This window comes from Chrysosporum bergii ANA360D (genome assembly GCF_029891735.1).
GTDB lineage: Bacteria > Cyanobacteriota > Cyanobacteriia > Cyanobacteriales > Nostocaceae > Umezakia > Umezakia bergii.
On sequence record NZ_JANQDH010000083.1, the window covers coordinates 1 to 10,722 of the forward strand.

Here is a 10,722-nt window from a genome sequence, read left to right on the forward strand (position 1 = left end):
GCTTTTAGTCTTTTTAGTGGTAAGGTTGAGTGGTTACGTTGGTTATCCCTAGTCGTAAGTTTACTTTTAGTGGCGATCGCTCTTTGGGGGCCATTATTAAGTATATGGGAACAATTGGGTTATGGTTTAATTTTAGGGGGAGCTATAGGTAATGGTATTGATAGATTCATATTGGGCTATGTGGTAGATTTTCTGGACTTTCGTCTATTCAACTTCCCGGTCTTCAATTTAGCAGACTCATTTATTAGTATAGGTATTGTTTGTCTACTAATTGGTTCCCAGAAAAAAGCCTAAGCAGAAAACTCCTAATTAATTTTGATATAAATTAACTTTACCCAATCCTAGACCATGAGTTCCCAACAACCACCCCGAAAACCCCAAACCTTTCTTGGTCAAATCACTCAAGCTGTAAATACCATTCAAGCTAGAGTAGACTTTTCTAAACTAGCTTTAAAACCCAATGCCAAAGTACCGGAACTGTGGGTGCAAAACGGGGAAGAAAGCCAAACCTATCCCCTATTAGGAGAACGTTACATTTTAGGTCGCAGTTCCAGATCCTGTGATATCATCGTTCCTAACCCAGTAGTTAGCCAGGTTCACCTTTCCCTCACTAGGAACTCAAGCCAAAACAACCCGGTCTTCACTATCAAAGACGAAAATTCCACTAACGGTATTTACTTAGGAAAACGCCGAGTCAAATCTCTCAAACTTAGACATGGTGATATTGTTACCCTGGGTCCACCAGAACTAGCTGCTTCAGTAAGTCTTGAGTATCTTGATCCACCCCCTGCTCATATTAAATTTCTTACTTGGGGAATGTATGGTATCAGTGGTATTACTGCCTTATTTGCCCTGGCCATCGTTTGGGAATGGACAAAATTTGACGTTAACCCCCTACCCACCGCAACCAGTGGACCAGTAGTAATTTATGCCCGGGATGCCTACACCCCATTGCGAGAACCCCGCAATATCTCTCACGTAGATCTTAAAGAAATAGCAGATTTCGGTCCTTACATACCCGGTGCAGTAGTCGCTTCGGAGGACAGTCGCTATTATTGGCACTTTGGAGTTGACCCCCTAGGAATTTTGCGGGCAGTATTCATTAACACCCAGAGTGGAGATGTGCAACAAGGGGCTAGTACGGTTACCCAACAGCTTGCGCGGAGTTTATTTCGTGATTATGTAGGTAGACAGGATTCTTTAGGAAGAAAAATTCGTGAAGCTATTGTCTCCTTAAAATTAGAAACCTTTTATAGCAAGGATGAGATCCTGCTTACCTATTTAAACCGAGTATTTTTAGGAGCTGACACTTCTGGTTTTGAAGATGCGGCTAAATATTACTTTGAAAAATCTGCCAAAGAATTAACCCTGTCAGAAGCAGCAACTTTAGTGGGAATATTACCTGCACCCAATGGGTTTGACTTTTGTGGAGATGGACCCAGGAAATTAGCAGCAGCAGATTATCGGAATCGGGTCATTCGACGCATGTTAGATATGGGTACGATTAATTCCACTCAAGCAAATCGAGCCAGAAGATCTCCTGTACAAGTCAGTCCTAAAGTTTGTGAAAGACAAGCTAAAACTATTGCTCCCTATTTTTACAACTACGTTTTTCAAGAGTTAGAATCAATTTTGGGTACAGGTGCAGCCAGAGAAGGTAACTACATCATTGAAACTAAATTAGACCCAGTAATTCAAGCTAAAGCTGAGTCAGCCTTGCAAAATTCGGTAAATAAGGTTGGCTCCAACTTGCGATTTTCCCAGGGAGCAATTGTGACCCTAGATGCCAAAACCGGGAGCATATTAGCCATGGTCGGGGGGAAAAATTACAAAGAAAGCCAATTTAACCGTGCTATACAAGCTCAAAGACAACCTGGATCTACTTTTAAAGTTTTTGCCTATGCTGCAGCTATAGAAGCAGGAATACCCACCTATAAGAGCTATTCTTGTAATTCTTTTCCCTGGGGAGGATTTACTTATAGACCTTGTCGCAGTGGGGGTGGTAGCTTAGATGTAGCTACCGGTTTTGCACTGTCAGAAAACCCTATTGCTCTAAGACTTGCACGGGAGGTAGGATTAAATAAGGTAGTAGAAATGGCCCAGAGGTTAGGGATAAAATCCTCCTTGGAATCAGTTCCCGGTTTAGTTCTGGGTCAAAGTGTAGTCAATGTTCTGGAAATGACCGGTGCGTTTGCAGCAATTGGCAATCGAGGAGTATGGAATCCTCCCCACGCTATTACCCGAATTCTAGATAGTAGTGATTGTGAAGATCGGAATAATTTAAAAACCTGTCGGGAGATTTATTCCTTTACTCAAAATCCCAAAGCTAATCAAACAGTGTTAAAAAAGAATGTAGCTAACACTATGACTGACATGATGCAAGCTGTGGTAGCTAAGGGTACTGGTCGTGCTGCTTCCATAGGAATGGGTGAGGAAGCAGGTAAAACCGGAACCACAGATAAAAATGTGGACTTGTGGTTTATTGGTTTTATTCCCAGTCGTCAATTGGTCACTGGTATTTGGCTGGGTAATGATAACAACTCTCCTACCCTTGGTAGTAGTGGTCAAGCAGCGCAGTTATGGGGAAATTATATGCGACAAATTAAGTAGCTAAGACGGGGCGATTTATAATGCGTGTTTTACTTTCTGGTTATTATGGTAAGGGTAATGGTGGTGACGAAGCTCTCTTGGCTACTCTCTTACAAATGCTACCAACTCACATCACTCCCGTAGTTCTGTCCGGTAGTCCCCAACTAACCACTACACATTATGGGGTAGAAAGTCATGACCGGATGGCATTTATCCCCTTGATTCGAGCTTTACGCTCTTGCCAAGGATTTATCTGGGGTGGAGGTAGTTTAATGCAGGATGCAACCAGTAGTATTAATCCCTTGTATTATGGGGGAATAATGGCTTTAGCCCAATTTATGGGTCTAAAAACCATAGCCTGGGGCCAGGGTATAGGTCCCCTATCCCTACCACAAAACCGTTGGTTGGCTCAAACAAATTTTGCCGGTTGTTTGGGTGTGAGTGTGCGCGATCGCTCAAGTGCTAGGTTATTATCAAGTTGGCACATACCACATATCCTAGCACCTGATCCAGTGTGGGGTTTAGCATCTGAGTCAGTACCAGAATTAGCGGGTCTACCAAAACCACGAATTGCAGTTACCTTGAGAAAACATCCCCAGTTGACACAGGATAGATTAGCAAATCTAATCCGTGGATTGGTTGATTTGCAAAAACACACCCAAGCATTTGTCCTAATTCTACCATTTCAAAAAACCGAAGATTTAGAAATTGCCCAACAAATTCACTCTCAATTACCAAATAATAGCCAGGTTTTTTGTTTAGATAAACCACAAATTTTAAAAGGCGCATTTAGAGGTGTGAATATGGTAATAGGAATGCGTCTACATAGTTTAATTATGGCTGCTAGTGAAGGGTGTCGTTGTTTTGCTTTAAGTTATGATCCTAAAATCAACAGGTTGATGGAAGATTTACCCATACCAGGTTGGAATCTTCCAGATTTACCCGATGATCCTAATTTAATTGCCAAAACTTGGTTGGATTTCTATCACAATACCGAGTCTTTGTCAAGAGATAAATTACAGTCTCTGTTGGATGGTTCCCTGTTACACCGCGACTTGTTGTACCGAGTATTTAGTTAGTATGATAAGGATGTTAGTTTATTTACCTTTAGTTTCTAGATTTTGTACAGCTTGACTAAAACCCAAGACAATTAAAATATTAGCAAGAGTTAAGAATAACTCAGCACTGCCATGAAGCCAGTCTATATTTGCTAGAGCTTCTTGGTAGGCAATCTTGGCGTAAATACCAGCTGGAATGGTAACGCCAACAAATACTAAAGTGCCATAGAATCCATAGAGTGCTAAACGTGGCATTTGTGGACTGCGACTGATAAACCACAAGAAACCCAAATAGGGGAACAAGGAGAGAGCAAATAGAGTTTCTTTTGAGATCATGACGGTCTACTCCTTATTTGAGATGTTAAGAACTCCACTGGCTCGAGTAGAATGCCAAACCCACACTGCTGCTGCCCAAAGAGTAAAATTACCTATTAGCGTGGTAGTAGCCTGGAGGGTAACTAACCATTCTAAGGACTGGGGATTATCGAAATAATGCCATGTACAAGCAGATAGGGCGCTAATTAAGGCGGGTATCATAGCTAGGGCAAATCCCCTCCAACTATGGTTTTGGGTCAGTTCGCCATATTTCCAGATGAGGGAAATGGCAACTACCCATTCAATGACACTAGAAATATGGATAATCCAGGTGGGAATTGAAAGAGCGTTCATGGGATTATAAATATGGCTTTGGAGGGCTTTGACTATTAAAATCAAGACTGCCCTCATTGCGGACTAACTCATATTTTATATCTACTGTTGGAGGAGCGCCAGTAGAAATTGTTAAACTTTATATTCATGATTTTCAGTTGTCCACTTGAAAAAAATCTCTTGACAAGCCAAAAATTGTCTGTTATGATTGCTGTATCATAATTTTTAATAGACCTGGAGAGGTGGCTGAGTGGTCGAAAGCGGCAGATTGCTAATCTGTTGATGGAATCGTAAGGTCCATCCGAGGGTTCGAATCCCTCCTTCTCCATTTAGCTCAACTAAAATTAACTTATTCACTAACTAGTCATGGAAGTTATCCCAGCAATAGATCTATTAGAGGGGCGTTGTGTAAGACTCTATAAGGGTGACTATGCACAATCCCAGGTTTACAGCCATAACCCTGTAGAAACCGCTAAAATGTGGGCAGACCAGGGAGCAACAAGACTACATTTGGTAGATCTAGATGGAGCAAAAGCTGGTAGAGTAGTTAATCTATCTGCTATAGAGGCTATTACCAATGCTGTTTCCATACCTATTGAGGTTGGCGGAGGAATACGCGACAGATCCAGCGTTATACAGTTATTTAGTCTTGGGGTACAGTGGGCAATTCTGGGGACTGTAGCAGTAGAGCAACCAGATTTGGTTCAAGGACTGTGTGAACAATTCCCCCACCAAATTATAGTTGGCATTGATGCGCGGAATGGTCTAGTTGCTACCAGGGGTTGGTTAGAAACTTCTCAAATTTTGGCCCCCCAACTAGCAACCCAAATGCAGGAATTGGGTGCCGCAGCTATTATTTATACTGATATAAATCGTGATGGTACGCTTCAGGGACCAAATTTGCAAGCATTAAGAGAGTTGGTATCTGCTATTTCCATACCCGTAATTGCCTCTGGGGGTGTGGGTTCTGTTACAGACCTATTAACCTTATTATCTTTAGAACATCAGGGGGTTACAGGAGTAATTGTCGGTAAAGCCCTATATACTGGAGATATTAGTTTACCAGAAGCACTGCGGGCTATAGGACCTGGAAGAATTCAGGATATTCCACCCACTTTGGATTTCTCTAGTTTTGCCTGAACTAAAACGCACAAATGTGGAAATATTCGACAAAATTTCTATAAAACAACTATTTGAACTATAATTTAGGCAAATTGTTGTATTGAATACAATAATTCCGTGTTCTCCAATATGTGACCTCAATTTGTGAGGATCATAACTAGTTGGAAACCAAGACCAGTACATTCTTACAAACTTTTGTTATCAATGTATACTACTGAATTGCCTAGATACTACAACAACTCTATTGAACCAGTTAGTCGCGTTTTAATAGTGGAAGACGAAGAACTGATCCGAGAGATGCTTGTAGTAGCCTTAGAGGGTGAAGGTTATGAAGTTATGACTGCTAAAGATGGTCGTTGTGCTGTGGAACTAATCAGAAATTTAGAGACCCAACCCGGTGAGTTATCATTCGATCTGCTTGTGCTAGACTTGATGTTGCCACAAATTAACGGGTTAGATATTTGTCGTTTATTACGTCACCAAGGTAATTCCATACCGATTTTAATTCTGAGTGCGAAAGGTAGTGAAACTGACCGGGTGCTAGGTTTAGAGGTAGGGGCAGATGACTATCTAACTAAGCCCTTTAGCATGAGGGAAATGGTGGCCAGGTGTCGCGCCTTGTTACGTCGTCAGCGGTTTTCTAATTTGCCCTTAATACCCACTTTAAAACATAAAGATATCAGTTTAAATCCTCAGGAATGTCGGGTGTTAGTGAGAGGAAGAGAGGTGAGCTTGTCACCGAAAGAATTCCGGTTACTAGAATTATTTATGAGTTATGCTCGCAGGGTGTGGTCACGGGAACAGTTATTAGACCAGGTTTGGGGTCCTGATTTTGTCGGTGACAGTAAAACAGTGGATGTTCATATTCGATGGCTGAGGGAAAAATTAGAGTTAGACCCTAGCCATCCAGAATATATTGTCACAGTCAGGGGTTTTGGCTATAGATTTGGTTGATTTCTATATCTGGGCTATTCTGTTTTTGGTTTTCCTATTCCTTTGGGTGGTCGTGGTCTTTTTATTTTAAACCATCCGCTGGATTGGGGTTTTTGGCTCTTCTCACGGGAGTTATCATTTTGGGAGTTGTCATCTTGATTGGACATAAAATTCGGCGTGGATCAGTTATCTTATCCAGTCTAACCTGTAGCACAGGAATGGTCACAGATACCTGGGCGATCGCATTTTCCAAAAGCAGTCCCTACCGGTTATGATTACAGTAATCAGATTACATTAATAATCTAACAATCAAAAAAAGCCGTCCTATAAAGACCATGCTTGCATTCTACCCCTTTAATTCCGGTCAAATAGCACACTTACGATCAAATGTTCTTATTGGGATTTCTTCTGGGTTTGGCAATCGGTTTTGGTTTTTGGCTTTGGCAACAATTTCAACTTAACAGCCATTTAGAGCAGTTAACCCAACCCTCAAACCCCCACGCTGAAAAGATATTATTGCCCCTATTAGCTGGATTACATCGTAAAATATGTACCGTTAGGGATGAACAACAAAACTTACGCTTGTCACTCAAAGCTTATGAACAGTTGCTGAATGCTGCGCCCTTGGGATATTTACAAGTAGATGAAGAAAATCAACTACTATGGTGTAATCAGTGCGCACGGGAAATGCTACATTTACAAAGATGGCAACCGGGTCAAGTACGGTTACTACTGGAATTAGTGAGATCCTATGAACTGGATCAGTTAATTGAACAAACCCGGGATTGGCAAAAACCGCAAATGCAAGAGTGGATTTTTCACCCTTCCCGAGATCATGGTCAGGGTACCTTAGAATTAAAGCCATTGTCTTTAGCAGCTAACAGTTTTCCTCTACCGGGGGGACAGGTGGGTGTGTTTCTAGAAAGTCATCAACAATTTGTAGACATTAATCAGCAACGTGACCGTTCTTTTTCAGACCTGGCCCATGAATTGAGAACACCTCTGACTTCCATTCGTCTGGTTGCAGAAACCCTGCAAACTCGTTTAGATCCTCCTTTGAACCGTTGGGTCATCCGCTTGATGCAAGAAGTTGACAGACTAATTAATTTAGTCCAAAATTGGTTGGATCTGACCCAGATGGAAATAACCTCCTCCATCCAACTGAATTTGGAAATGCTAGAAGTCCGCTCCCTAATTTTTTCAGTCTGGGAGAATTTAGAGCCCCTAGCCGCTAACCAGCATCTTAGCATTTCCTACTCCGGTCCAGAAAAGGTCTATATATGTGCTGATAAGTCCCGAATTTATCAAGTGTTTCTTAATCTGTTAGATAACTGTATTAAATACAGCAACCTCAACGGTACTATTTTTATTGAAATGAATACAGTTTGTGGAGAGAAGTCTATTAATGGAGTTGCTCCAGAGACAGGTACAATATCAAACCAAATATCAAATCAAATTTTAGAAATTAACATTATTGATTCCGGGGTTGGATTTGCTCCCGTGGATCTACCCCATGTCTTTCAAAGATTTTATCGGGGGGACAAAGCTAGACACCGGGAGTCGCGCTCTGAGAATGAAACAGTAGAAATTACTGGTAGTGGTTTAGGTTTATCCATTGTCCGCCAAATAATTATAGCTCATGGTGGCAAAATCAGGGCCATGAACTATCCTGATACCGGTGGTGCTTGGATACAAATTCATCTTCCCCAAGTGGTTCAACATGATAGCGGATATTTCTGAATCAAGACTATAATAGCTAGAAATATATTAAACCCGAGATTAAAAATATGAAAGCTGTTGTGAAATATACAATTTTTGAAAAACCTCAGCCTATACGTGCCATTAAAAGACTGGAACGAGATGTTTTACGTATGGGTGCTTTAGTAGAGCAGTCCTTCCGTCTGAGTCACCAAGCTCTATTTAATCGAGATTTAACAGCAGCTGAGCAAATACGCAGATTAGACAAAAAAATTGATCGCTTCTACAGACAAATAGAAGTCGATTGTGCCACAATTATGAGCAATCAAGCTCCCACAGACCAAGAATCTCGTTGTTTAAGCTCATTCATGCAATTGGTTAGAGACTTGGAACGTATTGGGGACTATGCCAAAGATTTGGCAGAAATAGCAATGAAAATATTTCCCTATCCCCCCCATCCTACTTTGGGAGAGGTTGCCATTATGTCCGATCATGCCCAGTCTATGTTAGCTACCAGCCTGGTAGCTTTAGCGGATTTGGATGAAATTAGTGGTAGAAGGATTAAATTATTAGATGACACAGTAGATGATGCTTACAAAAAACTATATCGTAATTTGGCGCAGCAGAAGGACGTTCCCGGGGTAGTGGAGCCCATTCTACTATTAACATTAGCAATTCAGTGTCTAGAGAGAATGGCAGATCATGCTACCAATATTGGTCAAAGGGTAGCATACATTGTCACAGGTCAAAGGTAAATTCGGCTGAAAAACGACTGGTTTTGTCTGTAGTGATGTAGGTTGAGTTTAATAGGAAACCCAACAAATTAATGGGATATAAGCACTCCCTAATACCCTCTAGCTGCACGATACGGAAGCTAATCCTTCGGGCGATCGCTAATTACCAAGCTAGATATTGATATACAACTTTGACATTAACCACCATATACTTGGGGCCAAGTTGTCAATAAAAATACTATGACTGCGCTGATAGCTAGGACACCTTGAATCAAGTTTCCCACCAGTGTTCCCACAGTGATTCCGATACCAGCTTTCACCGCAGGCCATAATCTTCTTTGGTAAAGGAACTCACCCACAATTGCTCCTAATAGAGGCCCAAATAGAATACCTAGTAATGGTCCACCAAAAGGTAAAGCAGGTAATAAACCGAAAAATCCCATTAATAAACCTACAAATGCCCCAATTTGTCCCCACTTACTAGCACCCGCTTGTTTTGCACCAATATAACCAGCAAGGAAATCAACTCCTGTACTTAGAAGTAAAACAATGATTGTCACAATCAGAGGAATTTTAATAGCAGCAAAGGAGTTACTCACAATTCCCCAAATGATAATAGATATTAAAATCAAACTACTTCCAGGAATAGCTGGAACTACAGCACCAATAATTCCCAGGAACATTACAGCAACTAAGAGTAGATAGATAACTTGCATAATTATTGCTAGTGGGGACTGCGCGCAGTTTCATTAAAAAATGATGGTAACATAAGTGTAATCCATAGAGAAGAGCGAGTGCTTCCAAGCTAACTGCGAATAACGGTAATAGTGCGTCCCCTCGGACTAATAGCTTCCTCCGTACTAATTCTCTCTCCCATGGGTGGTAATCCCAGACGGCGATCGAAAATCACTAACCAACCTGTATCCAATCCTAAACCATCCAGATATTTATCCAATTGGGTCAAACCCTTGGTTAAGGGATCTAACTTTTCCCTGCGCACCTTTAACTCTATACCCATCACCACTTTGCCATAGCGTAAACAAATATCCATCCTCCCAGAACCAATGGCATATTCTCGTTCTAATGTGCCACCACCATTCACTACCCGATGTAAAAATGCTATTAACACCAAATGGGGAGCAATCTCATGGTAGGGCGCACTTTTGAGTAGCGGTTCTCCATGTTGTCGCCAAAACTCCAGAAATGCTTCCAATAATTCATCAGGTAATAGTTCCCCCTGTTCATTTAGCCAACGAGGTTCAATAACTCCAATGGAAACCCTAGTGGTGTAACTCAACACCAAGGGTAGAACTTCCTGATAAATTGGATTGGCAATTTCTAAGCCCTGTCCCCGGTCTCGACACAGTCCTAAATCCAGGACATAACGAATATCATCCTGTGGTACATCAGGTAAATCTTCACCTGCTAAAATTGGTTCGATAATGGTTTTGACCCGGTCTTCCCGTAATCGCTCTGCCAAACTATCTAGATGGGTATCCTGGCGCTGAATGAGGATTTCCTTGGCTCGGTTAATCACCTCAGCGGTAATGGATTGGGTTATATCTTTCACTAAAACCTGGGTAGCTTGACGAGCTAGGGCGTTAACTAACCACGGTTGTCCATCGGTTAAATAAAATGCCTGACAGATAGCTTCTGGGGTAAAAACCTGTCCCGTAGCTTGTGTGTGTTGTAAGTAAAGTTCTTCTACTTGTGGCAAAGTAAAATTACTTAAAGTTAAGGATTCGGCCTTGATATTGAAGGGACTAGAGGTATTGAGTCGTTCACTTCCACCGGATTTAACCTTATAGTCCCGCACATCCCGCATACCAATCAACCCCACCGAATGGGGAAACGCCCGGGGACGACGATTGTAACCTGAGCGTAATTGTCTGAGAACAGAAATCAATGTTTCATCTGCTAAAGCATCAATTTCATCCAGG

Annotated in this window: 11 protein-coding genes, 1 tRNA gene and 1 pseudogene; 9 read left to right on the forward strand and 4 right to left on the reverse strand. The window is 41.6% G+C overall.

What is annotated here, in order from left to right; translation table 11 throughout:
* From lspA to csaB, 3 genes are all read left to right on the forward strand, one after another.
* Window positions 1–294 (forward strand): signal peptidase II (lspA, locus tag NWP17_RS12570; RefSeq protein ID WP_280655249.1); only part of this gene is annotated, 294 nt, incomplete at its 5' end.
* Window positions 295–348: 54 nt separating this feature from the next.
* Entirely contained in the window at window positions 349–2,610 is a 2,262-nt protein-coding gene (locus NWP17_RS12575; protein ID WP_071242069.1) for a transglycosylase domain-containing protein, read from the forward strand.
* A gap of 20 nt (window positions 2,611–2,630) precedes the next feature.
* Complete coding sequence (gene csaB / locus NWP17_RS12580) at window positions 2,631–3,668, forward strand: polysaccharide pyruvyl transferase CsaB (protein ID WP_006276349.1); 1,038 nt, start codon at window positions 2,631–2,633, stop codon at window positions 3,666–3,668.
* Window positions 3,669–3,686: 18 nt separating this feature from the next.
* Here the strand turns inward: csaB and NWP17_RS12585 are convergent, their stop codons facing one another.
* Both NWP17_RS12585 and NWP17_RS12590 read right to left on the reverse strand, forming a co-directional pair.
* Window positions 3,687–3,983, reverse strand: coding sequence for a DUF3593 domain-containing protein (locus tag NWP17_RS12585; RefSeq protein WP_006276350.1), 297 nt, complete (start codon window positions 3,981–3,983; stop codon window positions 3,687–3,689).
* Between the two features lie 6 nt (window positions 3,984–3,989).
* Window positions 3,990–4,316 (reverse strand): DUF2499 domain-containing protein, encoded by a 327-nt coding sequence (locus NWP17_RS12590; RefSeq protein WP_040008386.1) that lies wholly within the window; start codon window positions 4,314–4,316, stop codon window positions 3,990–3,992.
* A gap of 35 nt (window positions 4,317–4,351) precedes the next feature.
* Here NWP17_RS12590 and NWP17_RS12595 point away from each other — a divergent pair.
* The 6 genes and pseudogenes from NWP17_RS12595 to phoU form a co-directional block, all read left to right on the forward strand.
* Window positions 4,352–4,465 (forward strand): annotated as a pseudogene (locus tag NWP17_RS12595) (IS200/IS605 family transposase); the annotation flags it as partial.
* Window positions 4,466–4,531: 66 nt separating this feature from the next.
* Window positions 4,532–4,623, forward strand: a tRNA-Ser gene (locus tag NWP17_RS12600).
* Window positions 4,624–4,661: 38 nt separating this feature from the next.
* A complete protein-coding gene (gene hisA, locus NWP17_RS12605; RefSeq protein ID WP_006276352.1) occupies window positions 4,662–5,435 on the forward strand; it encodes a 1-(5-phosphoribosyl)-5-[(5-phosphoribosylamino)methylideneamino]imidazole-4-carboxamide isomerase in 774 nt (257 codons plus the stop codon).
* 186 nt (window positions 5,436–5,621) lie between these two features.
* Window positions 5,622–6,371, forward strand: coding sequence for a winged helix-turn-helix domain-containing protein (locus NWP17_RS12610; protein WP_006276353.1), 750 nt, complete (start codon window positions 5,622–5,624; stop codon window positions 6,369–6,371).
* Between the two features lie 366 nt (window positions 6,372–6,737).
* Window positions 6,738–8,090 (forward strand): ATP-binding protein, encoded by a 1,353-nt coding sequence (locus NWP17_RS12615; RefSeq protein WP_071242071.1) that lies wholly within the window; start codon window positions 6,738–6,740, stop codon window positions 8,088–8,090.
* A gap of 47 nt (window positions 8,091–8,137) precedes the next feature.
* Window positions 8,138–8,803: a phosphate signaling complex protein PhoU gene (gene phoU / locus NWP17_RS12620; RefSeq protein ID WP_006276356.1), complete on the forward strand. Its 666-nt coding sequence runs from the start codon at window positions 8,138–8,140 to the stop codon at window positions 8,801–8,803.
* Window positions 8,804–8,979: 176 nt separating this feature from the next.
* On the opposite strand, the gene NWP17_RS12625 is transcribed toward phoU, so the two are convergent.
* Window positions 8,980–9,498, reverse strand: a complete 519-nt coding sequence (locus NWP17_RS12625; protein ID WP_006276357.1) for a DUF456 domain-containing protein — start codon at window positions 9,496–9,498, stop codon at window positions 8,980–8,982.
* A gap of 89 nt (window positions 9,499–9,587) precedes the next feature.
* Window positions 9,588–10,722, reverse strand: a 1,135-nt coding sequence (locus tag NWP17_RS12630; RefSeq protein WP_280655250.1) for an ATP-binding protein, incomplete at its 5' end; no start/stop codon positions are given.

What these genes read in the sequence shown, in the direction of transcription:
- NWP17_RS12575 (WP_071242069.1), top strand. Translation starts at nt 349, where the DNA reads ATGAGTTCCCAACAACCACCCCGAAAACCCCAAACCTTTCTTGGTCAA.
- csaB (WP_006276349.1), top strand. Translation starts at nt 2,631, where the DNA reads ATGCGTGTTTTACTTTCTGGTTATTATGGTAAGGGTAATGGTGGTGAC.
- NWP17_RS12585 (WP_006276350.1), bottom strand. Translation starts at nt 3,983, where the DNA reads ATGATCTCAAAAGAAACTCTATTTGCTCTCTCCTTGTTCCCCTATTTG.
- NWP17_RS12590 (WP_040008386.1), bottom strand. Translation starts at nt 4,316, where the DNA reads ATGAACGCTCTTTCAATTCCCACCTGGATTATCCATATTTCTAGTGTC.
- hisA (WP_006276352.1), top strand. Translation starts at nt 4,662, where the DNA reads ATGGAAGTTATCCCAGCAATAGATCTATTAGAGGGGCGTTGTGTAAGA.
- NWP17_RS12610 (WP_006276353.1), top strand. Translation starts at nt 5,622, where the DNA reads ATGTATACTACTGAATTGCCTAGATACTACAACAACTCTATTGAACCA.
- NWP17_RS12615 (WP_071242071.1), top strand. Translation starts at nt 6,738, where the DNA reads ATGTTCTTATTGGGATTTCTTCTGGGTTTGGCAATCGGTTTTGGTTTT.
- phoU (WP_006276356.1), top strand. Translation starts at nt 8,138, where the DNA reads ATGAAAGCTGTTGTGAAATATACAATTTTTGAAAAACCTCAGCCTATA.
- NWP17_RS12625 (WP_006276357.1), bottom strand. Translation starts at nt 9,498, where the DNA reads ATGCAAGTTATCTATCTACTCTTAGTTGCTGTAATGTTCCTGGGAATT.